The sequence below is a fragment of the Clostridium bornimense genome, assembly GCF_018917145.1.
In the GTDB taxonomy this organism is placed as follows: Bacteria; Bacillota; Clostridia; order Clostridiales; family Clostridiaceae; genus Clostridium_AN; species Clostridium_AN bornimense_A.
This window is the reverse complement of sequence record NZ_JAHLOD010000003.1, coordinates 52,573-78,239: the sequence shown is the minus strand read 5'-3', so window position 1 is coordinate 78,239 and position 25,667 is coordinate 52,573. Positions and strand designations below refer to the sequence as shown.

The 25,667-nt window shown below is 28.3% G+C and carries 26 protein-coding genes, 1 riboswitch and 1 other annotated feature; of the genes, 4 read left to right on the top strand and 22 right to left on the bottom strand.

The genetic code is table 11. The annotated features are described in order from the left end of the window. Positions 1 to 2 precede the first annotated feature (2 nt). From recX to ndk, 15 genes are all read right to left on the bottom strand, one after another. The gene (recX, locus tag KQI30_RS01965; protein ID WP_216461473.1) at positions 3 to 794 is read right to left on the bottom strand and encodes a recombination regulator RecX; all 792 of its coding nucleotides are present in this window, start codon (positions 792 to 794) and stop codon (positions 3 to 5) included. Then, a complete protein-coding gene (locus KQI30_RS01960) occupies positions 787 to 2,046 on the bottom strand; it encodes a M16 family metallopeptidase (RefSeq protein ID WP_216461514.1) in 1,260 nt (419 codons plus the stop codon). The genes recX and KQI30_RS01960 overlap by 8 nt, the downstream gene beginning before the upstream one ends. Before the next feature lie 106 nt (positions 2,047 to 2,152). Then, the gene (locus KQI30_RS01955) at positions 2,153 to 3,736 is read right to left on the bottom strand and encodes a glycoside hydrolase family 57 protein (RefSeq protein WP_216461472.1); all 1,584 of its coding nucleotides are present in this window, start codon (positions 3,734 to 3,736) and stop codon (positions 2,153 to 2,155) included. Between the two features lie 18 nt (positions 3,737 to 3,754). Then, entirely contained in the window at positions 3,755 to 4,216 is a 462-nt protein-coding gene (locus tag KQI30_RS01950) for a DUF4912 domain-containing protein (RefSeq protein WP_216461471.1), read from the bottom strand. Positions 4,217 to 4,560: 344 nt separating this feature from the next. After that, a complete protein-coding gene (locus KQI30_RS01945; RefSeq protein ID WP_216461470.1) occupies positions 4,561 to 5,943 on the bottom strand; it encodes a citrate/2-methylcitrate synthase in 1,383 nt (460 codons plus the stop codon). 214 nt (positions 5,944 to 6,157) lie between these two features. Further along, on the bottom strand, positions 6,158 to 6,922 hold the full coding sequence (trpA, locus tag KQI30_RS01940; protein WP_216461469.1) for a tryptophan synthase subunit alpha: 765 nt from the start codon (positions 6,920 to 6,922) through the stop codon (positions 6,158 to 6,160). Continuing rightward, positions 6,906 to 8,084 carry a tryptophan synthase subunit beta gene (gene trpB / locus KQI30_RS01935; protein WP_216461513.1) on the bottom strand — a complete coding sequence of 393 codons (1,179 nt, stop codon included), beginning with the start codon at positions 8,082 to 8,084 and terminating at the stop codon, positions 6,906 to 6,908. The genes trpA and trpB overlap by 17 nt, the downstream gene beginning before the upstream one ends. Positions 8,085 to 8,109: 25 nt before the next feature. After that, complete coding sequence (locus tag KQI30_RS01930; RefSeq protein WP_216461468.1) at positions 8,110 to 8,730, bottom strand: phosphoribosylanthranilate isomerase; 621 nt, start codon at positions 8,728 to 8,730, stop codon at positions 8,110 to 8,112. Position 8,731: 1 nt separating this feature from the next. Continuing rightward, entirely contained in the window at positions 8,732 to 9,499 is a 768-nt protein-coding gene (locus KQI30_RS01925) for an indole-3-glycerol phosphate synthase TrpC (RefSeq protein WP_216461467.1), read from the bottom strand. Further along, complete coding sequence (gene trpD, locus KQI30_RS01920; RefSeq protein ID WP_216461466.1) at positions 9,480 to 10,511, bottom strand: anthranilate phosphoribosyltransferase; 1,032 nt, start codon at positions 10,509 to 10,511, stop codon at positions 9,480 to 9,482. The genes KQI30_RS01925 and trpD overlap by 20 nt, the downstream gene beginning before the upstream one ends. Before the next feature lie 5 nt (positions 10,512 to 10,516). Further along, positions 10,517 to 11,086, bottom strand: a complete 570-nt coding sequence (locus KQI30_RS01915) for an anthranilate synthase component II (RefSeq protein ID WP_216461465.1) — start codon at positions 11,084 to 11,086, stop codon at positions 10,517 to 10,519. Beyond that, positions 11,083 to 12,459, bottom strand: a complete 1,377-nt coding sequence (gene trpE, locus KQI30_RS01910) for an anthranilate synthase component I (protein WP_216461464.1) — start codon at positions 12,457 to 12,459, stop codon at positions 11,083 to 11,085. Before trpE ends, KQI30_RS01915 begins: the two co-directional genes overlap by 4 nt. A 48-nt stretch (positions 12,460 to 12,507) precedes the next feature. After that, positions 12,508 to 12,753 (bottom strand) — a binding site (T-box leader). A gap of 64 nt (positions 12,754 to 12,817) precedes the next feature. Beyond that, positions 12,818 to 13,744, bottom strand: coding sequence for a cysteine synthase A (gene cysK / locus KQI30_RS01905; RefSeq protein ID WP_216461463.1), 927 nt, complete (start codon positions 13,742 to 13,744; stop codon positions 12,818 to 12,820). Positions 13,745 to 13,799: 55 nt separating this feature from the next. Next, positions 13,800 to 14,231, bottom strand: a complete 432-nt coding sequence (locus KQI30_RS01900) for an RrF2 family transcriptional regulator (RefSeq protein ID WP_216461512.1) — start codon at positions 14,229 to 14,231, stop codon at positions 13,800 to 13,802. Positions 14,232 to 14,520: 289 nt separating this feature from the next. Further along, positions 14,521 to 14,922 (bottom strand): nucleoside-diphosphate kinase, encoded by a 402-nt coding sequence (ndk, locus tag KQI30_RS01895; RefSeq protein ID WP_366937091.1) that lies wholly within the window; start codon positions 14,920 to 14,922, stop codon positions 14,521 to 14,523. A 549-nt stretch (positions 14,923 to 15,471) separates the two neighbouring features. Here ndk and KQI30_RS01890 point away from each other — a divergent pair. After that, positions 15,472 to 16,836 (top strand): D-alanyl-D-alanine carboxypeptidase family protein, encoded by a 1,365-nt coding sequence (locus tag KQI30_RS01890; protein WP_216461462.1) that lies wholly within the window; start codon positions 15,472 to 15,474, stop codon positions 16,834 to 16,836. A 211-nt stretch (positions 16,837 to 17,047) separates the two neighbouring features. Here KQI30_RS01890 and KQI30_RS01885 read toward each other — a convergent pair whose 3' ends face one another. From KQI30_RS01885 to KQI30_RS01855, 7 genes are all read right to left on the bottom strand, one after another. Next, complete coding sequence (locus tag KQI30_RS01885; RefSeq protein ID WP_216461461.1) at positions 17,048 to 17,746, bottom strand: OmpA/MotB family protein; 699 nt, start codon at positions 17,744 to 17,746, stop codon at positions 17,048 to 17,050. Next, on the bottom strand, positions 17,727 to 18,623 hold the full coding sequence (locus tag KQI30_RS01880; RefSeq protein ID WP_216461460.1) for a hypothetical protein: 897 nt from the start codon (positions 18,621 to 18,623) through the stop codon (positions 17,727 to 17,729). The genes KQI30_RS01885 and KQI30_RS01880 overlap by 20 nt, the downstream gene beginning before the upstream one ends. Positions 18,624 to 18,689: 66 nt before the next feature. Then, positions 18,690 to 19,154 (bottom strand): stalk domain-containing protein, encoded by a 465-nt coding sequence (locus KQI30_RS01875; protein ID WP_216461459.1) that lies wholly within the window; start codon positions 19,152 to 19,154, stop codon positions 18,690 to 18,692. Positions 19,155 to 19,324: 170 nt separating this feature from the next. After that, positions 19,325 to 19,975 carry a ribonuclease H-like domain-containing protein gene (locus KQI30_RS01870; RefSeq protein WP_216461458.1) on the bottom strand — a complete coding sequence of 217 codons (651 nt, stop codon included), beginning with the start codon at positions 19,973 to 19,975 and terminating at the stop codon, positions 19,325 to 19,327. 590 nt (positions 19,976 to 20,565) lie between these two features. Continuing rightward, the gene (locus KQI30_RS01865) at positions 20,566 to 21,378 is read right to left on the bottom strand and encodes a MetQ/NlpA family ABC transporter substrate-binding protein (protein ID WP_216461457.1); all 813 of its coding nucleotides are present in this window, start codon (positions 21,376 to 21,378) and stop codon (positions 20,566 to 20,568) included. Between the two features lie 31 nt (positions 21,379 to 21,409). Beyond that, the gene (locus KQI30_RS01860) at positions 21,410 to 22,069 is read right to left on the bottom strand and encodes a methionine ABC transporter permease (protein ID WP_216461456.1); all 660 of its coding nucleotides are present in this window, start codon (positions 22,067 to 22,069) and stop codon (positions 21,410 to 21,412) included. Next, positions 22,059 to 23,033, bottom strand: coding sequence for a methionine ABC transporter ATP-binding protein (locus tag KQI30_RS01855; RefSeq protein ID WP_216461455.1), 975 nt, complete (start codon positions 23,031 to 23,033; stop codon positions 22,059 to 22,061). The genes KQI30_RS01860 and KQI30_RS01855 overlap by 11 nt, the downstream gene beginning before the upstream one ends. Positions 23,034 to 23,163: 130 nt before the next feature. Beyond that, a riboswitch (SAM riboswitch) is annotated at positions 23,164 to 23,260 on the bottom strand. A gap of 216 nt (positions 23,261 to 23,476) precedes the next feature. Between KQI30_RS01855 and KQI30_RS01850 the strand changes: the two genes are divergently transcribed. The 3 genes from KQI30_RS01850 to KQI30_RS01840 are packed head-to-tail and all read left to right on the top strand — an operon-like array spanning position 23,477 to position 25,652. After that, positions 23,477 to 23,701 (top strand): FeoA family protein, encoded by a 225-nt coding sequence (locus KQI30_RS01850; RefSeq protein ID WP_216461454.1) that lies wholly within the window; start codon positions 23,477 to 23,479, stop codon positions 23,699 to 23,701. Position 23,702: 1 nt separating this feature from the next. Next, complete coding sequence (feoB, locus tag KQI30_RS01845; protein WP_216461453.1) at positions 23,703 to 25,484, top strand: ferrous iron transport protein B; 1,782 nt, start codon at positions 23,703 to 23,705, stop codon at positions 25,482 to 25,484. A 12-nt stretch (positions 25,485 to 25,496) separates the two neighbouring features. Continuing rightward, entirely contained in the window at positions 25,497 to 25,652 is a 156-nt protein-coding gene (locus KQI30_RS01840; RefSeq protein ID WP_216461452.1) for a FeoB-associated Cys-rich membrane protein, read from the top strand. Positions 25,653 to 25,667: the final 15 nt, after the last annotated feature.

Here is a 25,667-nt window from a genome sequence, read left to right as displayed (position 1 = left end):
ATTCACCTCTCATTTGCTAAATCATTAACTACTGCTTTAACCTTATCGAAGTCATATCCCTTTGATATTAAATACATAATTGTTTTATTTTTATCTTTAACTTTTAAATATTTTTTCTTTGCTATATCTTTCATCTTATTATCATTTTCGTCTGTTAGAAAATCTTCTTTATTACAAATATCTTCTACAATACTTTTCACTAGGTTTACAGAATACCCTTTTCTCATTAAAAAATCATATAGTTTCTTATAAGCCTTTAAATATGTTTCTTCACTTTTTATTAATGACTTATATTTATTTTTAGCTAATTCATAAGCTCCACTTTCTTCATCATCCTTATTAGAATTCTCATATAATGTCTCAATAATATTTCTATCTATACCCTTTTGAATCAATTTATTATAAACATACTTATATCCATAAGTCTTTAATTTTTCCTTCAAATATCTTTCTACATACTCATTATCATTTATAAAATTATAATTTCTTAAAAATTCTATAACTCTATCTATAGTCTCTTCTTCATATTCCTTATCCAATAATTTTTTTCTAACTTCATTTTCAGTTTTATAACTTCTTTCTATATATCTTAGCGAAGTTTCTTTTCCCTTTATATAGTTGTCTTCTTTTACAACTTCTCTTATTAATTCCATATCTATATTACTTTTTATTTTTAAATGAAACTTATATATTATTTCATTGGATACAGCAAAAGCAAATTCATTATCTATATAAATATTAGATCTTTCCTTATTCCTTTTACAAAGTTCTATATTAGTAATTATATTATTCATCTTCATCTCTTTCCTTTGGAAGTAAAATATGTATTGTAGGGTTCTTAAATACCTTAATTCCAACATTGTATATATCTTCTGCATCTATATTTTCGATATCTTTCATATCATCAACAAATTGATATAGTTCCTCATTATCCAACGCTTGATGAAGTACATAGTTACTTATATCTGTAACATCTTCTAACGTTGACACTACTGCTGTTTTAAGAATCTTTTTCATTATATCTATTGTCTTTTTATTAAACATTATCTCTCTATTATTTATTTTTTTAATGCATTCATCAATGGTCCCCATAGCTTCATTTATATTTTCTTTATTAGTTGTTGTATAAATATATAACGTCTTTATAGCTTTAGATGTATTCATTTCTGAATATATTTCATAAGCCAATCCTCTATTTTCTCTTACTTCTCTAAATAATATAGAATTGTTTGAAGAACCTAATCTATGTTCTAAAATTTTTAATGCTAACTCTTCTTTTTTAGTTAAATTGTGAAATGTGTATAAGTACAAAATTGAACCTTGTTCAATATCATTTTTGTAACTTCTCTTTGTCAATGGCTTATTATCCTCTATAATAACTTCTGGATGACTTACTTTCTTATCAACCCATGTACTAAAATACCTTTCAACTAATTCTATTACTTCATCATGTTCCATTGATGATGCTATAGATATACAACAATTTGATGGCACATACCATCTATTATAAAATTCTATTAAGTCTTCTCTTTTTAATGATTTTACCCTTTTTTCTTCCCCTATTATTTCATATTTTAAAGGACTTCTATTAAAACCATAATTATTTATCTTTATAAATGATAATTCTTCTATATCATCCCTAGAAGATCTAAGTTCTGATAATATTACTTCTCTTTCCTTTTCCATCTCAGCTTTAGGAAAGTTACTATTTATAACCATATCACTTAATAATTCTATTGCCGATTCCGCTTCTTCTTTCAATGATGTTATATTGTATACTGTAGAACTATATTCGGTATAAGCATTATACTCACCACCTAATTGTTCTAGTTCATCATTAAGCACCTTATTTGTCCTATTCTTTGTGCCTTTAAACAACATATGTTCAATAAAGTGACATATCCCTTTCTCATTTTTAGCTTCATATATAGAACCAATTTTCACCCCTAAATTTATTGCAATTAAAGCAGTTTCCTTCTTTATAGATATCACTTTTAATCCATTTTCTAAAATAGTTACTCTTGTATCAAATAAACCTTTAATAATAATCTCTCCTTTAATTTGTGTAAAATACGCTTAGCTTTATTATATAGAGTTTAATTACAAATAAAAAGTCCTCTAGGGACTTTTCATTTTCTTTTATTATACAAGTTTATTTTGATTTATATAAAGAATAATCTACATTTTTAAATATATTATCAATACTCTCTATATTCTCCAAGTACTTCTCTTCTATAGCTTTCTTAGTTAAATCATCATATAATTTAGAAAACTTATTTATATGACCATTAATTCTATTAATAGCATATTGAACAGTTGTATTAGTTTTTATTATAAATGGCCAATCAGAAGCCTCCGCAAGCATTAATTCTCTAGCCGCTTGATTTAATGCTCTTCTTTCTAAGTCAGATGGTTTATCAAAAGTATTAGCTAATCTCGTCATAGCAACTTCACATTGATGCAACTCTTTATATATCCAATCATTATCTCCATTTAGCCATACAGAATAATCACCATCAGCTCCCCATGATGATGGTGATGGGGTAGAATACTGTATATTTGGATACTTATTTATATATTCCCATGGAGTAATTAACTGATAATTTGTCCACTCCTCACAAGATTTTCTCATAAACTTTTCTATAAATTCTGGTCCTTCAAACCACCAATGTCCAAATAATTCTGTATCATAAGGACATGTTAAAATTGGTGTAACGTCCATATTCTTAGATAATTCCTCGATTTGATTATTCTTAGAATGCGTAAAATGATTAGCATGACTTTCCACCTTATTCATTGCCCATTCTCTATTATATATATCTTTATTTTCTGTCTTACCTGTTATTCTATGATATTTTATTCCTGTATCAATTCTTATTCCACCTTCATTAATATATGGTCCAATATAATCCATAGGTAATTCAAACCCTATATCTCTATAAAATTCTCTATAATCAACATCCCCAGGATATCCGGTAAAAGAACTCCATACTTGATGAGATGATTCTTCATCTCTACCAAATGCTACTATACCATTAGGGGTAACTACTGGTGCTGCAGTTCCATACCTTGGCTTAGGTGATCCATATTTTATACCTTTACTCTCACAGATGAAATATTTTATTCCTAATTCTCTTAGATAACTTTCCAATTTATATGTATATGCACATTCAGGTAACCAAATTCCATTTGGCATTTTCCCTATATGTTCATAGTAATTTTCAACTCCAGTAGTTAATTGAGCTTTTATAGTTTCCTCATTAATTTCTAATAATGGCAATAAAGCATGAGTTGCTGAACAAGTTATTATTTCTAAATTTCCACTGTCACAAAATCTTTTAAAACCATTTAGAATCCTTCTATCATACATATTGTATATTTCTAATAACTCAATAAACCTTTCATTATAAAAATATGCTAAGGCATTCATCTTTTCATCATTTTTTGTTCTAACAATTTCTCTTTGCGTAAGTTCTATCAGCTTCCTCAAGTGCTTATAGTACCTCTCATTTAAATATTCATCCTCTAACATCTCCATAAGAGGTGGCGTTATTGACATAGTTACCTTAAAATTTGTTCCCTCATTCAATAAATTTTCATAAGCCTTCAATAAAGGCATATAACACTCAGACATCACTTCAAAAAGCCATCTTTCCTCTAAAGGATCATTTATATCTGGATGTCTTACAAATGGTAAATGTGAATGTAATACTAATGCAACATATCCTTTTTCCAATCTCATTTCCTCCTTACTCTACTTAGCTTCACTTATAGACTCTTTTGATAAATTTGTTACTATTTCCTTATACAACATATCCTTTGATTCCCTTAATCTATAAGAAACATCTGAATATACTACGTTTGTATCCCATGATTCTGAATTTCTTGGAATTGAGATAATATTAGATCTAGCTAACTCTACGAATTTACCATCTTCAAGAACTCTCCCCAATTTTACAAATGCATCTATACCCTGTCTACGAGGATGTATGTACCAACTATCAGCAAATGAATTTATATATACCGTCTCTCCTTCTGTAAATGTATCCCCATTTTTATAATATAGTTTTAAAACCGGACTAGAATTATTATAACTATAATCCCCATTACTTATATTAAAGTTCATTATTGTATTCGGAGACACCACAAAATACGTGAAAATTGTCTCAGCATTCTGAACCAATAAAACAATTCTAGTACTATAATCTTTAATCATAATATCCCCCCTTTTTCATACACCTCACTATCGATTATATATTAACTGGAAACTTTTGTCATTATATTTGTTAATTTTTTCCTATTTTTTCATATATTTTTTCACAGGTATATATCAGTGCACAATTATCAGTGCACAGTGCACAGTTCTTAAGTATAATAGTTTTATATATGCACTAAATACATCTATAAATACAATTGTACCTTTCGCCTCCCTAAGGACTATAATATTTTCCCTTTAGGGAAAATTAACCGAAACTGTGTACTGAATTGTGCCATAAAAAAAGGAGATATCGCTAACAAATAAAAATTTGTTAGCGATATCTCCTCTTGAATTATTAATCACTATTCTTTAGGCAAAAATGTATAACATTGATCCTCATCTCTATCTTCAAGTTTTTCATAACTTACATTTTTCTTAATTCCTTTATAAGCTGGTCTTATAATTTTCTTTTCCGCTACAATTTGTTCAATTCTATGTGCACACCATCCTGCAACTCTAGCAGTAGCAAATAATGGCGTATAGAGTTCTACTGGTATATTTAACATATCATATACAAAACCGGAGTATAAATCCACATTTGTAGCTATATTTCTTCCTCTTTCTTTAAAAATCTTTTTAGTAACTTCTTCTACATTTTTATAGATATTAAACTCATCTATTCTTCCTTTTTCCTCTGCCAACTTGAATGCTTGCTTTTTTAATAATACTGCTCTTGGATCTGAGATAGTATAAACAGCATGTCCCATACCATATATCAATCCACTCTTATCGAATGCTTTTTTATCTAAAATTTTTCTTAAATAACTTTCAATCTCTTCTTTGTCTTCCCAGTTTGATACATTTTCCTTTATGTTTTTCATCATTGCCATTACCTTTATATTAGCTCCACCATGCTTTGTTCCTTTTAAAGATCCAACAGCAGCAGAAATAGCTGAATAGGTATCTGTTCCTGCAGATGAAACAACATGAGTAGTAAATGTTGAATTATTTCCACCACCATGTTCTGCATGAATTACTAAAGCCAAATCTAAGATTGCAGCTTCACTTTTAGTAAATTTATTATCTGGTCTAATCATATACAATATATTTTCAGCAGTACTCAATTCTGGTCTTGGTATATGAATATGAAGACTTTGTTTATCATAATAATGAGATTTTGCTTGATATCCATATGCTATCATACATGGTATTCTAGCAATTAACTCAATACTTTGTCTTAAAACATTTTTAACAGAATTATCATCTGGATTAGTATCATATGAATATAATACTAATATACTTCTTTGAAGTTTATTCATTATATCCTTACTTGGTGCCTTCAAAATCATATCTTCTGTAAAACCATTGGGTAAATTTCTTGAATTTTTAAGCATATCCTTAAATGCTTCTAATTGACTGCTATTGGGCAACTTTCCTAATAACAATAGATAACAAACTTCTTCAAAACCGAACCTGTTTTCCTTTTGAAATCCCTCTACTATTTCATTTAAATCAATACCTCTATAACTAAGGGTTCCTGGTACTGGTTTTCTTTCATTATTAACAACTTCGTAACCTTCAACGTTTCCTATCTTTGTTAATCCAACTAAAACTCCTGTTCCATTATTATTTCTAAGACCCCTTTTAACATCGTATTTATCATATTCTTCTTGGTCAATTGTACTATTCTTTTCTGCTATTTCAGAAAACTCTTCCAATGACTGCAAGTTAAAAATATTAAACATATTTAGTCCCCCTTTTTTTAGAATAACCCCCAACATTTAATTTATTTTATCACAATATAGTAAATTATTAAATATCTTACGATAAATTATCAATTTGAACAATTATTTCTTTATTCTTTAAACATATATTAAATTACAAAGAGGCTGCAGCATAATACTTAATAAATATATTGCTTCAGCCTCTTTTTGTGAAATTTTATATAAATAAATTATCTCAATCCTTTAAACTCTTTACAAGTTTTTCTAATTCCTCATAATTTTCTTCTTCTAATAATCTCACAATTTTTGTTCCTATTATAAATCCATCAACATCATTATAAATTTCATCAACTTGTTCTCTACTTGTTACTCCAAATCCTAATGCTACTGGTAATGTAGATATATCTTTTATTTTTCTTATATAATCTATAGTGCTCTTAGGATACTTTCCTCTTTCTCCTGTAATTCCAAGTACACTTACTGCATACAAAAATCCATTACTACTTTCACACAACTTTTTAACTCTTTCTTCTGAAGAATTAATAGACACTAATGGAATAAATTCAACTGAGAACTTTTCTAAATATGGTTTAATTAAATCTATTTCTTCTAATGGTAAATCTGGTACTATAATACCTCCAACTTTAAGTTCATTACATTTTTTAAAGAATTCTTCTAATCCATAACATACAACTGGATTTATATATGTCATAACAACTAAAGGAATATTTACTTCTTTCCTTACTTCTTCTATTATATGAAATACATCTTTAATTGTTATTCCATTCCTTATAGCCTTTGTAGCTGCAGCATAAATTACATCTCCATCAGCAATAGGATCTGAATAAGGTACTCCTACTTCTATTATATCTGCACCTACTTTTGCAAGAAATTTTATATCCTTTATTGTTTTTTCTACTGAATCTTCACCGGACATAACATATGGCATTACTGCCTTTCCATTTTTAAATGCATCTTTTATACTAATTATATTTGTCACCTAAAATCACTCCTATTCTCTCTACATCTTTATCTCCTCTACCAGACAAATTAACCACTATAATTTCATCTTTCTTCATCTTTTTTGCAACTTTAAATGCTAACGCCACAGCATGTGCAGATTCTATAGCAGGTATAATTCCTTCTTCTCTAGTTAATATTTCAAAAGCTTCTAATGCTTCATCATCATTTATAGATTCATATATAGCTCTTTTTGTATCTCTTAACATACAATGTTCTGGTCCTACTCCAGGGTAATCTAATCCTGCTGATATAGAATAAGGCTCTTTAACTTGCCCATTTTCATCTTGAAGAAGATACATTTTAGATCCATGTAATATTCCTTTAGTTCCTTCTGCTAATGTTGCTGCATGTTCTCCTGTCTGTACACCTAATCCACCAGCTTCTGCACCATATAACTTTACATTTGTATCTTCTATAAATGGATAAAACATACCCATAGCATTACTTCCTCCACCTACGCAAGCAACTATTGCATCAGGAAGTCTGCCTTCCTTTTCCATGATTTGCTTTTTGGTTTCTTTCCCAATAACACTTTGAAAATCTCTTACCATTTCAGGAAATGGATGTGGTCCTAATACTGATCCTATTAAATAATGAGTATCATTACAATGTTCAACCCAATATTTTAATGCCTCATTAACAGCATCTTTTAATGTACCATTACCTTTACTTACAGATACAACCTTAGCACCTAAAAGCTTCATTCTAAAAACATTTAATTTCTGTCTTTCTACATCTACTTCTCCCATAAAAACTATACATTCAAGATTTAATAAAGCTGCTGCTGTTGCTGCTGCTACCCCATGTTGTCCTGCACCTGTTTCAGCAACAATTTTACTTTTTCCCATCCTCTTACATAGAAGTGCTTGTCCTAAAGCATTGTTAATTTTATGAGATCCTGTATGATTTAAATCTTCTCTCTTTAAATAAAACTTTACACCATCAAACTTTTTTGTTAAGTTTGCACAAAATGTTAATGGAGATTCTCTACCTACATAATCTTTAGAATAATATTCAACTTCTTTCTTGAAATCTTCATCATCTTTAATTTCATCATAGAATGCTTTTAATTTCTTAACTTCACTTATCAAAGTTTCTGGAACAAACCTTCCACCAAACTCTCCAAAATACCCATTCATATCAGGATAATTATACTTACTCATATTAATAGCCCCTCTCTTTTAATTCTTTTACTTTCTTCATAAACTTCTTAATTTTTTCTGGAGATTTAACTCCTTCTACTTCTAAATATGATGATAAATCAATAACAATAGGATTTACTACCTTCATTGCTTCTTCCAAATTATCTTCGCTTATACCACCAGCTAAAAATAGCTTCTCTTTTATATCAGTATCTAAGTCTTTTAACCATTGCCATTTAAAAGTTTTACCACTACCACCGATAGCACTATCAACTAAATAACCTTCTAAATTTTTAATATTTCTATATTCTAAAATCTTATTTATTGATGTTTTATCCTTTAGATTAAATGCTTTTATAACTGGTATATTTAAATCTTTAACAAATTCTACAGTTTCATCACCATGTAATTGCACAATATCTAAATTTACTTCATTATAAGCTTTTAAAATGAATTCCTTAGAATTATTTTTGAATACTCCAACTTTTTTTATATTGTTATATCCATTAGATATTTTCTTAGCTTCCTCTATAGTTATTTGTCTTTTACTATTACAAAAAACAAATCCTACATAATCAACATTTAATTTTTCTAATAAAGCTACATGATCTCTTTCTTTTACTCCACAAATTTTAATCTTCATTTTAGCAACCTCTTAAATTATTAACAGTATCAATAACATTATCTGATCTCATAAAAGTTTCTCCTATTAATACTGCACTACAACCGAGTTCTCTTATCTTTTTTATATCTTCTGCAGTTTTCACTCCACTTTCACTGATAATAAATGCTCCACCACTCTTTGCATAAGTTACTAATCTTTCTAACTTTTCAAAAGATACATTGAAATTCTTTAGATTTCTATTGTTAATGCCTATTATAGGAACATTAAAGTTTAATGCTCTCTCTACTTCTTCTTTATCAGCAGCTTCACATAACACTTCTAAACCTAAATCTGTTGCATAATCATATAATTCTTTAAACTTGTTATCATCTAAAATTTTTAATATTAATAAAATGATATTGGCACCATTAGCCTTCGCTAAATCAATTTGACACTTATCAATAATAAAATCTTTACATAGTATCGGTATACTAACTAACTCTCTTCCACGTTTTAAATCGCTAAAGTTTCCCTTAAAAAATTTTTCTTCAGTTAAAATTGAAACGCATCCACAACCTGCTTTTTCATAATATGGTATCTTATCTTCAGGACTACAAATATTTATATCTCCCTTTGATGGTGAAGCTCTTTTAAATTCACCAATTATTACAATATCATCAGATTCTTTTAGCACATTGATAAAGGATATATTCTCTTTTTTTCCTGTAAAAACTTTTTTAGCTTCTTCTTTAAGATAGGGTAGCCTTTTCTCTTTTTCTTTTATGATTTTATCCAATATCCCTTCCAACTTTATTGCTCCTTTCAATTAACTGTTCTAATTTTTCATAAGCTATTCCTGTATCTAATGCTTTTTTGCTAAGTTCAATTCCTTCTTCAATAGTATTAGTTATACCACACGCCATAAGTCCTAATGCACTATTAAATACTACAACTTCTCTATGTGGTCCTTTTTCCCCCTTAAGTACAGCTTTTAATATTTCAGCATTTTCCTTTGGTGTCCCACCTTTTATTTCTTCTAAAGATACTTCTCTAATACCATAATCCTTTGCTTTTACCTCAATGTTTTCTATTTCGCCATTCTTTAATATAGATATATAATTTGTTCCTGTTAATATCGCTTCATCAACTTTATTATCTCCATTAATTACTACTGCATTTTCTCTACCTAAAATTTTTAGCGCTTCTGCCATCTTTTGTACATATTCTTTTCTTGGTACCCCCAAAAGTTGTCCATTTAAATCAAAAGGATTGGTAAGTGGTCCTATTAGATTTAAAACTGTTGGTATTTTAAGTGCTCTTCTTACTGGCATAACATACTTCATTCTCTTATGAACATTAGGTGCAAAAATAAATACTATTCCTATTTCCTCTAATATCTTTTCCATTGCATCATTATCTAAATCTATTTTTACTCCTAACTCAGTTAATACATCTGATGATCCACTTTTTGAAGATATAGCTCTATTGCCATGCTTTGCTACCTTTGCCCCCAAAGAAGCCAATACAAAAGAAACAGTTGTTGAAATATTGAAAGTATTTGCACCATCTCCACCAGTACCACAATTATCTAATAAATTTTTATGAGTATAACTAAACTTTGGAGCATAGTCTTTTATTGCCTTAGCTATATAAGCTATCTCATTTACTGTTTCCCCCTTTGTCTTAAGTGCTAAAAGTGCTCCTGCTATTTCTGATTCAGTAGCATCACCACTAAAAATAAATCTTCCTGCTTCATATACCTCATCATCAGTTAAATCATTTCTATTACATAACTTTAATAAAATATTTTTAAATTCCATTTCCTTTACCCCCTAACTATATCTATAAAATTTTTGATTATCTTCTTTCCATCTTCAGTAAATATTGATTCCGGATGAAATTGAATCCCCATTATCATTCCATCTTCTGATACAACCGACATTATTTCATTATCATCTAAACTTCTACTAGTTATGTTAAGTCCCTCTAATTTGCTTTCCTTAACTACTAAAGAATGATATCTCATAACTCTTAATGGATTATTTAACCCTTTAAATAATCCTTTTCCATCATGGTTAATTAAAGATGTTTTTCCATGCATAATTTTTTTTGCTTCTACAATTTCTCCACCATGAACATAACCTATCGCTTCATGTCCTAAGCATATCCCCAAAATAGGTACATTTTTTATATTTCTTAAAACATCTAATGAAACTCCACTATCTTCAGGTCTCTTCGGTCCCGGAGAAATTATTATTCCTTCTGGCTTCATTGCTTTTATTTCATCGATGGTAATTTCATCATTTCTCTTAACAATAATATCTTTGTATATTTCCCCAACATATTGGTACACATTATACGTAAATGAATCATAATTATCTATAATCAAAATCATTGAATCACCTCCAAAAGAGCTCTTGCTTTATTAACTGATTCCTCATATTCCTTATCTTCATCTGAATCATAAACAATACCTGCTCCACCTTGAACATGAGCTAGTCCATCTTTAAATATAATTGTTCTTATTGCTATACAAGTATCAAAATCTCCACCATTAGAAAAATATCCTATAGCTCCACCATATATCCTTCTAGCACATGGTTCTAATTCTTCTATAATTTCCATAGCTCTTACTTTTGGTGCTCCACTTAATGTTCCTGCTGGCATAATACTTTTTAGTGCATCTAACTTTGATATATCTTTTTTTAATTTTCCTTTTACTTCTGATACTAAATGCATTACTCTTTTATATTTTTCTATCACCATAAACTTATTTACTTCTACAGTTCCTATCTCTGATATTTTTCCTATATCATTTCTTCCTAAATCCACCAACATTAAATGTTCTGCTCTTTCTTTTTCATCATTTTTTAATTCTTCTTCTAGTTTCAAATCTTCTTCTGGATTAATTCCTCTTGGTCTTGTTCCTGCAATAGGATTTGTACTAACTATCCCATCACTAACCTTTACTAACCGTTCTGGTGATGAACCTACGATTTTAAATTCTTCAAAATCCATATAAAACATATATGGTGAAGGATTTGTTCTTCTTAATTTTCTATATATACTAAATTCATCTTTTACATATTTTTTTGTTATTCTTTGCGATGGAACAACTTGAAAAACATCACCACGAACTATATATTCTTTGCACTTACTTACCATATTCTTAAATGAATCTTTAGTCATATTACTAGTAAAATCATTTTCTTCACTAATAGACTTCTTTTCCGTATAAACATTATCCTTACTAATGAAACTGAAATCCTCATCTGCCACATCTTCATTTATATCTGTTACTATGCATAAATAATAATTATTAAAATAATGATCAAAGATAATAAATTTTTCATAAAACATCAAATATGATTTTGGTACCCCAAGTGTATCTGGATTATTAAATTTAACTTTCTCATAAGTTGCTTTTTCATCATAACCAATATACCCCAATGCTCCCCCTAGAAAAGGAAACTTCTCATAAGTTTTTACATCAAACTCTATCTCTTCTTCTAAAAATGATAAAATATCTTTTTCTAAAACTTCAACTTTATTCTTTGTCGTAATTTCTATTTTATTTCCATAACTTTTAACTTTTTTATAAGGATTAGATGCTAGTATTGAATATCTTCCTCCTAGTGCACTTTCAAGTATCACTTTGTTTTGTCCCTTAAGTCTCTTAAATAATGTTATTGGTGTTTCTTCATCACCATTTAGTAACTTATATGACAACTTCTTATCTTCACCTAAATACAAAACTTCTATATTCATTTTCTTACCTCCTTTTCTTAAAAAAACAAAAGCCCTCTACGCCTAAGCGTAGAGGGCTTGAAATCGCGGTGCCACCTCTATTACAAATATGCCTTTGCATATTCATATCTCTTTTTAGATACTAACATATCCTATCCTGTTAACGGTGGAAGCCGTGTCCCCTACTCTTTTCATCTAGAAAATTTCAGTTTCCTCTCGTAAGTCCATTCAATAAAGATTAATTATCGATTTACACCAACCATCGACTCTCTAAAAATTAATTCTTAATCTACTCCTCTTACTCATAGATTTGTTTCGTTTATCTTAATTACATTATATTCCTAGTACTTAATTTGTCAACAACTTTTTTTGAAAAATATTATACTTCATCGAATACAGGTGTAGAAAGATATCTAAGTCCTGTATCTGGTAAAATTACAACAATATTTTTTCCTAATTCTCTTTCAGCTACAAGTTTTGCTGCATATACAGCTGCTCCTGAAGATATTCCTGCTAAAACTCCTTCTGTTTTTGCTAATTCTTTTACAGTTTTAAATGCATCTTCATTTGATACTTGTATTATCTCATCTATAACATCTTTATAAAAATTATCTGGAACAAATCCAGCTCCTATTCCTTGTATCTTATGTGATCCCGGTTTACCACCTGATAATACTGGTGAATCCTTAGGCTCTACAGCAATAACTTTTACATTTGGATTTTTACTTTTCAAATACTCCCCTATTCCTGAAATAGTTCCACCAGTACCTACTCCAGCTATTACAACATCAACTTTTCCATCAGTATCTTCCCAAATTTCAACTCCTGTAGTCTTTTTATGATACTCTGGATTGGACGGATTTGTGAATTGTTGTGGTATAAAAGCATTGGGAATCTCTTTTCCTAGTTCTTCAGCTTTCTTTATTGCTCCTTTCATTCCTTCACTACCGGGAGTTAATACTAATTCTGCTCCATAAGCCTTTAGTATTTTTCTTCTTTCTACACTCATTGTTTCTGGCATAGTTAATATAACTCTATATCCTTTAACAGCTCCAACAAAAGCTAGTCCAATTCCTGTGTTACCTGATGTTGGTTCAATTATTACTGAATCTTCTTTTAATAATCCTTTCTTTTCAGCATCTTCCACCATAGCTAATGCTATTCTGTCTTTTACACTTCCAGTTGGATTATATTCTTCTAATTTAGCGATAATCTTTCCATTCAACTTATTATTTTTTGAGTACTTTCCTAACTCTAATAAAGGTGTCTTTCCCACTAATTCAATATAATTTTTAGCAATTTTCATTTTTATTCACTCCTTACTATTTCTATCGTCTTACTAGGTATTCTGTTTAAAAAAATTATATATAATACATAAATGGATCTTTTTCATCCTCTTTATATTCATCTATTAAATCTTGTAATGTAACACTACATAAAAAATTAGTTATAGATTCATCTAATTTATTCCATACTAATTCCTCAAGAACTTTATCTAATTTATCATCACTTTCTACTGAAGACATTTGTAAAAAGTCTCCTTCTAATGCTTTAAGTACTGTATATATCGTTGTATCCTCTGGATTTACATCTAAAGAATATCCACCTTGTGATCCTTTTTTTCCTACTATTATTTTGCTTTTTCTAAGCAATGAAAAAATTTGTTCTAAATATCTTTCAGAAATATTTTGTCTCTCACTGATACTCTTTAATGTCACGATATCCTCTTTTGAATATATTGCTAAATCAACTAAAGCCTTTAATCCATATATTCCTTTTGTTGAAATCTTCAGTGTCCTCACCTCATTCTTACTTTTCCTATTTGTTTAATATGATTGTACCTTCTTTTTACATTTAAGTCAAGAATTTTTTTACATTTTATCAATCTATATGTATATAAAGATATTACTATCAGTGTATTATTCACAGTTTTGTAGGAAATTCCTGCAGAATCTATTAGAATTTAATATTTAAAATCAAAATTATACAATAAGGTATATACAAAAAAGGTACCGTTAACAAATTTTCATTTATTATTACGATACCCTCTATAAAAATTATAGTATTTTCCCCACTACTATTTTATTTAAACCATAAAGCTATTTCTCTTTTAGCTGTCTCAATACAATCGGATGCATGAACTAAGTTTTTAGTAGTTTCAAAAGCATATTTTCCTCTTATACTTCCAAGGTCTGCTTCTAGTGGATTTTTATTACCATTAACTTTTCTTACTACATTTACAGCGTTAGTTCCTTCTACTATCATTGCTACTACATTGTTTCCTGCTAAATAATCCACTAACTCGTTAAAAAAGTCTTTTCCTTTATGTTCTTTATAATGTTCTTCTACTAATTCTCTAGTTGGTACAACCATTTTGATATCTGCTATATGAAGTCCTTTTCTTTCATAATGAGCAATTACTTCCCCTATTAAACATCTTTCTACCCCATCTGGTTTTACTAATGCTAAAGTTCTTTCCATCATATTAATCATCACTGAAAACTTATAAAAGTTCATAAAACTATATTAAAGCTTTTATAATGTTACTTGTTTTGCAGCAACTATCTCCCTTCTTATTTATTAGATACTTTTTACATATCTCACGTTGTAACCTACGTTTTCTCTTTTTTATTTATATTTTATAAGGTTTAGAAATATAGCTGATGATATTTCCAATCCCTTAATTTCTAAGTCTATTTATACTGGTATCTTATCACTTTTAAATCTTTCACTACTAATCCATTACAATTAATAACATAGTATCCATATATATTTTTTCTTTTCCAATAAATATTACTTGATAAAATTTTCGTATAATTTTTTCCTTACTTGATGTTATATTTTATAAATTTCTGTTAACAATTAACTTTGCGCTGGACACGTTCACAGTAATATTTTACCAAATTGTTATTTGAATTTAAAGACTTTTCTGAAAATTCAAATATTTTTAATCATTTAACTAGTAATTGAGTATATTCTTTGTAAATGATATACTTTATAATAGCAATTAATATAAAAAAGGTGATTACAATTATGAAAATAAAAAGTATATTATTATCAGTTCTATTAGTATCTACTACAATATTGAATCCTATACATGTAAAAGCAAATACTGTAGATTATCCTGAAATATCTAGTAAATATGCTATTGTAGTGGATGTAGAAACTGGAGATATAATTTATTCTAAAAATGCTGAAGAGAAAGCCTTTCCTGCTTCTATAACAAAACTTATGACAGCTTTACTTTTAACAGAAAATAAAGCACCAACAGACACTATAGAAATAGAACCTTATACATTGATGCAAGAACCTTCTGCTTTATATGAATATACTCATTTAACTGTGGGTCAAAAATTAACAGCGGAGGAAGCCTTGAACTGTATTTTAATAGCTTCCACTAATGATATAGCTGAAACTATTGCTACAAATATTCCAACTGTATCTAATGGTGACACTTCAAAGTTTGTAGAGATGATGAATAAAAAAGCAAAAGAACTTCATATGGAAAATACCCACTTTGTATCAGCTAGTGGCTTAGATACTAATACTTCAGAACATCAAACTACTGCTTATGATATATCTTTATTAGCAAGAAAAGCCTATACTGTTCCTGAAATTCTTGCTGTATCTAAAACACCACATTACAAGCATGACTTTGGAAATGGTGAAGTGGATTTACGAAATACTAATAGATTTATAAATGGAGATTTTCCTGAATTAACAGATAGTACATGCATTGCTAGTAAAACAGGTTTTACTGATAAAGCAGGCAGATGTTTAACATCATTATTTGAAAGAGATAATAGAAAGATGCTGGGGGTAGTCCTTTTCGCTCCTTCTTCTGAAGATTCTTTTGCAGATATGAAGTCTATTATAGATTATTCTTACGCTGCAAAAAAATCTATCTACTCTGGTCATAAATTCAACAGTAACGATTCTGTAGAATTTACTAAAAATGCATCTGTTGGATCTATAGATGTAAACTATAAAGTTTTTAAAACTTTTGGCCCTGAAAAAACAAAAAATGTTGATCTTTATATAAAAGATAATGTAAAGATATATGACAATGACTTTAACGAAAAAAATACCAAGATTGAATATAACGTTAAAGCTGATGTTTTTAGAAAGAATAATACTGATCCTGTCGGATCAATTACTATTAAAGAAAAAGAAAACACTATAGAAATTCCTGTGTATTCATCTGTTTACAAGAAAACTATTTTAAGTGAAAATCAATCTTACTATAAGTGGTTTAAGATAATAAAATATAGCGTAATGATTTTAATTATACTTCTTATAATATCAATTGTAAGTATCATATATTTACTTAAGAAAAGAAAAAAGAATAATACTCAATCAAAATATATTATTAATACACAAAATAAATTTAAAAGATAAAATTGGAGGTGTCGCATTAACAACTAAAAAGTTGTTAGCGATACCTCCTTTTACTAGATCACATGTTAGATGGCACAGGGCACAAGTTATGTTTATAGATATATCGAGTGCGTATATAAAACTGCCACACTCTTGATCTCTAGCTTCTTTGTGCGACAGCATCATCCACAACTGTGCCTTGTGCCCAGACATATACCTGTGCCTTAATATATTAATACTTATTATTCTTAGAAAAGAATGTTCTAATTGACTCTTCTATATCACTATCATTGAAATTTATAGCTACTTCAATTCTTCTATTAAGATCTTCTTCTTCTGTTGTCTGATTTTCTACTGTACCAGCCTTAGGTAAAAACTTGCTCATCCCTGATGCCTTGAAATACTTCCCATACTTATTCTCATCTTGACTTGATAACATTTCATTTACAAATGCACATGCTCTATCTGTAGATAAAAACCTATTATATTCTCCCGTATATGTATTATCAGTATGTCCTATAACTTCAATTGAATCTATTTTATCTTTATACTTATCGTTAGATAAAAATTCTATTAATACATTTCCTAATAATCTTGATAAATCTTTTCCCTTATCGGTTAATTCATAAGAATCTACATCAAAAAGTATCTCCGTATTTATTTCTATTACTCCATTATTTTTATCAAAAGTGATATATTCCCCTAATTGTGGCTTTAATTCACTCTCTATTTTTTCATATAATAATGCCCTATTTTTCCCTATATCATCAAATTTGCCATATGTATTTTTTAAGTTACTATACTTTCCATAAATTAATGTAGTAAAAATTATCATCATAAATATGCACACTAAAGCTATAGAACTCATTACATCAACAAATGATGGCCAATAATTAAATTCTATATCTTTTTTACTTCTTATTTTTCTCATCTATATCACCCACCAACCTATACATATCATCCATAAATTTATTTAATCGTTGGCTTTCAATAGCTGTAGAATATTTATCTATATTGGAACTTAGATTTCTTGTAGCAATTTCATTTTTTTCACTAATTCTTCTTAATGCATCCACAGATTTTTTAAAATCATTAATTGGTCTAGTTAATGATTGAAGTTCTCTTTCAAATGTTCCACTTATGTTATCACACATGTTTCTCATAGCTGTATTCATATTTTTAGTTAAGTTTAATAATAACCTTTCAAAATCAGAATCTCTTTCAGCTAATAATATATTATCTAAATAATTCTCCATAATGGTATAATATTTTTCTCTACTTGGTATATATGTAGCTATTGCTATTGCTCTTAATAATATTGAAGATAATATACCTGTTATTGAAGTAAAAAATGCCGTTGACATTGAACTTAATGGTATAGAAATTCCACTTAGAAACTCATCTATATTTCCGCCTTCTGTTATTATATTATCTATTACTTTATGTATTGAACCTATAGAACCTGTTAATCCCATAAATGTACCTAATAACCCTAAAACAATTACTGTAGATATTATATACTTCATATAATTTTCCATATTGCAAACTCTTGTAGGTATTTTTTCATCTATTAAAGCTTCAGTATTTATATTTCTTATTCCATTTTTTAAATATTCATTAAAAGTATTAATAGTTTCTTTTACCAATATAGAATTTCCTGGTTCTCCTTTCGATTTTCTAATATTAATATCTTCTATTGCTTTAAAATATACCTTTCTTACCAAAATAGCCATTACTATATAACTTATAGCCAATATCATAATAAATATGCATATAAACACTCCTATTAAAGATTGCTGAAAAAACATATTATCTCCTCCTTTATATATTCATATGAGAAGACATAAAAAAAAAGTCCATTACTGGACTTTTAATTATCTCAAAATTACATTATCATTAACTATCTCAACATGTATTCCAAATAAATCTCTTAAAATTCTACTTTCTATCATAACATGATTATTTCTTACTTGAACATCAGAAAACCTTTTTCTATTATTATACCCGTTTGAGAGAGTTACGATATTGTCTTTATCTACTTTAATATTTTTACCTGAAAACTTTATTATTAATTTATAATCTTCGCTTTCAGTTATATTTTTAATTCCAATTAATCTTGCTACAACTGTTAGTGGAAGATATACTTTATCATCTTCTAAAAATGGCGCTACAGGAACTAAAAATTCTTTTTTAGCTTTTATATCCTTTTTACACTTTGTTGAGTTCAATTTGAAAACACCTTTTCCATACTTCGCCACTCTAATCGTTTTCAAAATGAACATATATAATGACACTAATATTATAGCTAAATATAATGTTACTAAAATAGCAATTATCATAACTACACCTCCTATATTATCTTTTATCTCTATAATATAATTATATGTTTTACATCGTTTTATGTCAATAATATATGGAATTTTTCTGAAAATATTATCGTTATTAATACTATATAGTTGATAGCTAAAAAACTCTTAAACACTAATAAACTACCAACTATATATTATTATTAATCATTTATGAACTTATTCCATAAAATATTTATCAGAAATAAATTATACACATCTTTTTCATTATAAACTAAGATTTTATCTATTTTTTCTCTCGGTATCCTATAACAATACTCTCTATCATGAAACATCTTGCCTATAGTTTTAGCTAAAGTATTTCCCGAAATAACTTCACCATCTCTATCTATGTTAAAAATCTTTTCTAGATTTTTTAGTCCTATAACTTCATTTTTAACTTTCTTATATTCTTCTTGAATATCTATTGAAATAAATTCTTTATTTACATCCATGTCTATTTTATACTTCTTAAATAAATATCTTATTACTGTAAAATCATTATTTCCTGAAAAAGTAGTAATATAGCTTTTTCCATATGTTGTTTTTAACTTTCTTAATAATTCTTTACCTTTATACAATACTTCTCTTACATCTTCTCTGTTTTCAAGCATATACTGCACAACTCTAAATACTTTGTCTTCTTCATCTAAATATCCTATTCCAAAAACTCCAACACATATAGGAATTCTATATACATAATGCTCTAAATCTAAATATATTGATTTTTTATATAAATCTTTTTTACCATTAACTTCTAACAATAACTGTTCATTTATATCATCAATAGGAATTACCGTCTCTCTTACTAGCATCTATTCACCGTTGTCAAAACCTTATAAAACTTTATAAAGCTTGTTTTATTCCTTATTCAACGTGTCCTATTCTATCTTTAGAAATCTACTTTAGTTTCTTTGATACTCCAAAAGTATAGTACTTTACATTCTACACATTAACAATATCTTTTAAAATTGCAATTATTAATTTATATTTACTATAATTAATACTTGAATTAGATAATTTACTATGAATAAGTTTTATTCGCTTTTCAAGTTTGCAATGTTCCTGGTTTTGACATACTCCTTTCCATTTTTATTAATCTCATATTTGTAAGAACATTGTCTTAGTCTCTTCACTGCTTTAAATTTATTGATATTTTAAAATATTATTTAATCACTATATATAACCAATTCTTTATAACTCACCTTTTGTTTTAGTCCATCTAACTTTCTCAAGTAAACTTAATAAATTCTCCTATAGTATTATATATCTATATTCATAAAAATTAAATACTACTAAATATTAAATACTTCTTCCCTGTACCGAATCACTTCTCTGCCAATAAAAAAGCTACCGCTTACGAAATTTATTCGTTATTACGGCAGCTCTATATTATAAATTCTTATTAAAATACTGGTACAATACTTCCGTTGTACTTTTCTTCTATAAAAGTCTTAATTTTGTCTGAAGTTAATGCTTCTTCTAATGCTTTAAACCATTCAGTATTTTCATTACCTTCCTTTGTAACTAAAATATTAGCATATGGAGAATCACTACCTTCAATAAATAAAGCATCCTTTAGTGGATTTAAATTTCCTTGAATTGCAAAGTTAGTATTTATAATTGATAAATCCACATCATCAAGTGAAACTGGTAATTGTTCTGCTTGCATTTCAGTTATTTTTAAATTCTTAGGATTTTCTTTTATGTCTAATACAGAAGGAATCTCTTTATCTTTAAGCTTAATAAGTCCCTTAGCTTCTAATAATTTTAATGCTCTTGCACCGTTAGATCCATCATTAGGTATAGATACAGTAGCACCATCTTTAAGTTCTGATATATCTTTTATCTTTTTTGAATATGCTCCCATTGGCTCTATGTGTATTTTAGCTCCTGCTACTAAATGTGTGTTTTGTTCTTTATTGAATGTTTCTAAATATGGTGCATGTTGAAAGAAATTAGCATCTAAACTTCCTTCTTCTGTAGCTGTATTTGGTAATACATAATCATCAAAAGTTTTAATTTCTAAATCATATCCTTTGTCTTTTAATATTGATTTTGCTTCTTCCAAAATTTCTGCATGTGGAACTGGTGAAGCTCCTACAACAATCTTAGTTTTATTCCCATTGTCTTCTGCCTTTTTATCACTTCCACAAGCTGTTAATGATAACCCCACTATTGCTGTTAATGATAATGCTATTAGTTTTTTAAATTTCATAATTCAATCTCTCCTTTTTCCTATAGTTTTATTATTTCAATTTTTTATATAAAACATTCCCCACTGTTTGTATTAATTGTACAACTATTATTAATAATACAACGGTATAGAACATTACTTTATTATCAAATCTAGTGTAACCATATGTTATGGCAACTTTACCTAAACCATTGGCACCTACAGCTCCTGCCATGGCTGAATATCCAATTATTGATATTATAGAAAGTGTTATTCCAGATACTATTGATGGCATTGCTTCTTTTACAACAACCTTAAATATAATTTGCATATTAGATGCTCCAAAAGATTTAGCTGCTTCTATAAGACCTTTGTCCACTTCTTTCAGTGCTGATTCAATTATTCTTGCTATAAATGGCGCTGCTGCTATAGTTAAAGGAACAATAGCTGCTGTCTCACCAATACTTTTACCAACTATAAATCTTGTAAAAGGTATTATTGCTACTATCAATATTATAAAAGGAAAACTTCTTAATACATTGATTATTATGTCTAAAATCTTATATATATATTTATTGGGTCTTAATCCATCTTTATCAGTAACAAATAATATTATTGCAAGTATAAAACCTATTATCGATGCCAATATTGTTGATGTTACAACCATATATAATGTATCTTTTAGCGCTGGTAACAATATTTGTTGTAAAAATAATGGAAAATTATCTGTCATTAGTTATTACCTCCCATACAACTTTCTTACTATCTAAATAATCTTTAACTCTACTAATATTATCTTCATCAATATTAATTATTAAAGCACCTAATACATCATCTCTAAACTTTTCTAGTTTACCTCCAACTATAGAAAAATCTATATCTAATTCTCTTGCCATTGATGTTATAACTGATCCTTCAGAACTTTCCTTTGGAAATACTATTCTTATATTAGTGCCTTCTTCTGGTAACAATTCATCTTCTGCTTCCCCTAATAAACTCTTTAAAGCTTTAGGTTGATGTAAAAATAACTCTTCAACATGTCCTTCTGCAGCTATTTCACCTTTTTCTAAAATAGCAACTTTATTGCAAACTTCTCTTACAACTTCCATTTGATGAGTAACAATCACTATTGTTATGCCTAACTTTTCATTTATTTCTCTTAATAGCTTTAATATAGATTTTGTTGTTCTAGGATCTAATGCTGATGTAGCCTCATCACAAAGTAACACACTTGGTTCTAATGCTAATGCCCTAGCTATTGCAACTCTTTGCTTCTGTCCCCCACTTAATTCTCTTGGTTTTGACTTCTTTTTTTCTTCTAAATTTACTATTTTTAATAATTCATTTACTCTATCTTCTATCTTATTTTTAGGATATCCCCAACACTCCATTGGAAGTGCAATGTTTTCATATACTGTCTTTCTCTCTAATAATGAAAAATGTTGAAAGATCATTCCTAAATTTTTTCTAAAATTTCTTATTTCTTTCTCTGAAAATTCTTTAACTTCTTTTCCTTCAACTTTTAACGATCCATCATTATATGTCTCAAGTCTATTTATACATCTTAGCAATGTTGATTTTCCCGCACCACTTTGTCCAACTAATCCATATATTTCACCTTTATCTATAGTTAAATTAATATCTTTTAAAACTGATACATCACCGAAACTCTTAGATAAGTTTTTTATTTCAATCATTATACTCCTCCTGTTACATTATACTTATTTCCTATTGATATACTATGTTTTTTTACTACTAATATATTAATGTCAACATTTTTAATAAAAAAAATAAAACTCGAGGAAAACTCGAGTTTATACACGTTATTCCTCATCTTTCAGTCTAAAACTGTTGGATTTAGCACCTTAATTTCTCAGGTTGCCGGGCTTCATTGGGCCAATCCCTCCGCCTCTCTTGATAAGTTAGTATTTCATTATGGTATTTCTATTATATTTCGTTGTTATACTATTGTCAACAGTTTTATTTATCATTCCCTTTTTCATAGCATTGCAAATTTTACTTATCCTACATATAATATTATTGATAAACATATTCAATTTAAAATAATTTTTATAATTAATATCATTCTATTATTCATATTATTATATATTTTTCATAAATTTAAAATTAGGAGGAGTATATGCGCTTAACAGATTTAAGACTAGAACAATCAGCCTTAATAACCAAAATAGACTGTGAAGAAAAATTAGTAAAAAGACTAAAAGCTCTAGGATGTCTAGAAGGTACTGAAATAAAGGTTAAAAGAAAAGCACCTCTAGGTGATCCAATAATAGTAAACTTTAGAGGATTTGATTTAGCTTTACGAAAAAAAGATGCAAAAAATATATTCATCAAGGAGGCATAAAATGTTAACAGCCGCACTAATCGGTAATCCTAACGTCGGAAAAACTACTTTGTTTAATACATTAACTGGTTCCAATTATAAAGTTGGTAACTGGGCGGGGGTAACCGTAGAGAAAAAAGAAGGATTTTTAAATAAAAACATTAAAATTGTAGACTTACCAGGAATTTATGCAATGGATACGTATTCTAATGAAGAAAAGGTTGCTAAAACTTTTCTTGAAACAGAAGATGTCGATGTAATTTTAAATATTGTTGATGCATCAAACTTATCAAGAAACCTATATCTTACTACAGAATTAGAAAGATTTAATAAACCTATAGTTTTACTATTAAACATGATGGACATAGCAAAAGAAAAAGGGATAAATTATGACTTAAAAAAATTAGAAGCCAATTTAGGTTTGCCAATAATCCCTATTTCAGCTACTAACACAAAAACTTTAGATAAAGTTATAGAATTTCTTGAATCTAAAAACCTTAGCAAACTAACTATTTCATCTAAATATTATTTTGCATCAGAAGCTGAAGCTTACAACTATATAGATAATACTTTAAAAGCATCCACTATTTCTGAAGGACGTAGTGATTCAGATAAATGGAGTAAAATATTAGATTCTATTGTACTAAATAGATTTCTAGCTTTTCCAATATTCTTTTTGCTTTTATTTTTAATTTTCAAATTTACTTTTTCATGGGTAGGACAACCTTTATCTGACCTTCTTGGAAATCTTATGGATAACTATCTTACTCCATACCTTTCCAAAGAATTGTCAAATACTTCACCTTGGTTTTCTTCACTTATAATAGATGGAATAATCAGCGGTGTTGGACAAGTTATTGTATTTTTCCCTGTTATCCTTTGCTTATTTTTAGGAATATCAGCTTTGGAAGATAGCGGATACATGGCAAGAACTGCTTTTATAATGGATAAGTTAATGAGAAGTATGGGACTATCAGGTAAAGCATTTATACCTTTTATAATAGGATTCGGATGTTCTGTTCCTGCTGTAATGTCTTCTAGAACTCTTGAAAGTGATAAAGACAGAAAACTTTCTGCACTTTTAGTGCCATTTATAAGTTGTAATGCACGTTTACCAGTTTATACATTGTTTGCTAGTGTATTTTTCTTTGGTTATGAAACAGAAATTATATTTTCATTATACTTACTAGGTATATTTGTAGCATTTTTAATGGGAATTTTACTTTCTAAAACTTCATTTAGAAATGATGATGAACCATTGGTTATTGAAATACCTAGATATCAAATTCCAAACATAAAAAATCTTTGTCGTAATACTTTAGATAAAGCTTCTGGATTTATTAAAAAAGCTGGAACACTAATTTTCTCAATGTCTGTTTTAATTTGGGTTCTATCTTCATTTAATTTTACAGGATATATAAGCAATGATAATATCAATAATTCATTCCTTGCTCATATAGGAAAATTTATTTCTCCTATTTTTGCGCCTCTTGGATTTGGAGATTGGCAAAGTTCTGTTTCTCTTATAACTGGAGTAATGGCAAAAGAAGTAATTTTAGGTACAATGGGGGTAATTTATGGCTCTGGGCAATCATTATCTAGTGTCCTACCATCACACTTTACCACTATTTCAGCCTACTCATTCTTAGTATTTGTACTACTTTATACTCCTTGTATATCTGTAATTGGTGCAATGAAAAAAGAATTTGGTGGTAAATTTGCTGCATTTTCAGTTGTATTTCAATTTGTAGTAGCTTGGATTGCAAGCTTTATAATTTTTAATATAGGATCTGCAATATTTTAAGGAGGCACTCTTATGGAAATATTGATTGGTGGTTTAATAGTTTTATTAGCAGTATATATCCTTTACTCTAATATAAAAAAAAGTAAATCAGGATGTAATTGTAGCAATTGCTCCTCTAAATGTCCTTCATATAAAGAAAATGATAAAAATAAAACTGGCTCAAAATAATGCGCCAGTTTTATT

Excerpts from the sequence above, each read along its gene's own strand:
- recX (WP_216461473.1), bottom strand. The coding sequence starts at position 794 with ATGAATAATATAATTACTAATATAGAACTTTGTAAAAGGAATAAGGAA.
- KQI30_RS01950 (WP_216461471.1), bottom strand. The coding sequence starts at position 4,216 with ATGATTAAAGATTATAGTACTAGAATTGTTTTATTGGTTCAGAATGCT.
- KQI30_RS01945 (WP_216461470.1), bottom strand. The coding sequence starts at position 5,943 with ATGTTTAATATTTTTAACTTGCAGTCATTGGAAGAGTTTTCTGAAATA.
- trpB (WP_216461513.1), bottom strand. The coding sequence starts at position 8,084 with ATGAATGGGTATTTTGGAGAGTTTGGTGGAAGGTTTGTTCCAGAAACT.
- KQI30_RS01930 (WP_216461468.1), bottom strand. The coding sequence starts at position 8,730 with ATGAAGATTAAAATTTGTGGAGTAAAAGAAAGAGATCATGTAGCTTTA.
- trpD (WP_216461466.1), bottom strand. The coding sequence starts at position 10,511 with ATGGAATTTAAAAATATTTTATTAAAGTTATGTAATAGAAATGATTTA.
- KQI30_RS01915 (WP_216461465.1), bottom strand. The coding sequence starts at position 11,086 with ATGATTTTGATTATAGATAATTATGATTCATTTACGTATAATGTGTAC.
- trpE (WP_216461464.1), bottom strand. The coding sequence starts at position 12,459 with ATGAATATAGAAGTTTTGTATTTAGGTGAAGATAAGAAGTTGTCATAT.
- cysK (WP_216461463.1), bottom strand. The coding sequence starts at position 13,744 with ATGAAAATTGCTAAAAATTATATTGAATTAGTGGGAAAGACACCTTTA.
- ndk (WP_366937091.1), bottom strand. The coding sequence starts at position 14,922 with ATGATGGAAAGAACTTTAGCATTAGTAAAACCAGATGGGGTAGAAAGA.
- KQI30_RS01890 (WP_216461462.1), top strand. The coding sequence starts at position 15,472 with ATGAAAATAAAAAGTATATTATTATCAGTTCTATTAGTATCTACTACA.
- KQI30_RS01885 (WP_216461461.1), bottom strand. The coding sequence starts at position 17,746 with ATGAGAAAAATAAGAAGTAAAAAAGATATAGAATTTAATTATTGGCCA.
- KQI30_RS01880 (WP_216461460.1), bottom strand. The coding sequence starts at position 18,623 with ATGTTTTTTCAGCAATCTTTAATAGGAGTGTTTATATGCATATTTATT.
- KQI30_RS01875 (WP_216461459.1), bottom strand. The coding sequence starts at position 19,154 with ATGATAATTGCTATTTTAGTAACATTATATTTAGCTATAATATTAGTG.
- KQI30_RS01870 (WP_216461458.1), bottom strand. The coding sequence starts at position 19,975 with ATGCTAGTAAGAGAGACGGTAATTCCTATTGATGATATAAATGAACAG.
- KQI30_RS01865 (WP_216461457.1), bottom strand. The coding sequence starts at position 21,378 with ATGAAATTTAAAAAACTAATAGCATTATCATTAACAGCAATAGTGGGG.
- KQI30_RS01860 (WP_216461456.1), bottom strand. The coding sequence starts at position 22,069 with ATGACAGATAATTTTCCATTATTTTTACAACAAATATTGTTACCAGCG.
- KQI30_RS01855 (WP_216461455.1), bottom strand. The coding sequence starts at position 23,033 with ATGATTGAAATAAAAAACTTATCTAAGAGTTTCGGTGATGTATCAGTT.
- KQI30_RS01850 (WP_216461454.1), top strand. The coding sequence starts at position 23,477 with ATGCGCTTAACAGATTTAAGACTAGAACAATCAGCCTTAATAACCAAA.
- feoB (WP_216461453.1), top strand. The coding sequence starts at position 23,703 with ATGTTAACAGCCGCACTAATCGGTAATCCTAACGTCGGAAAAACTACT.
- KQI30_RS01840 (WP_216461452.1), top strand. The coding sequence starts at position 25,497 with ATGGAAATATTGATTGGTGGTTTAATAGTTTTATTAGCAGTATATATC.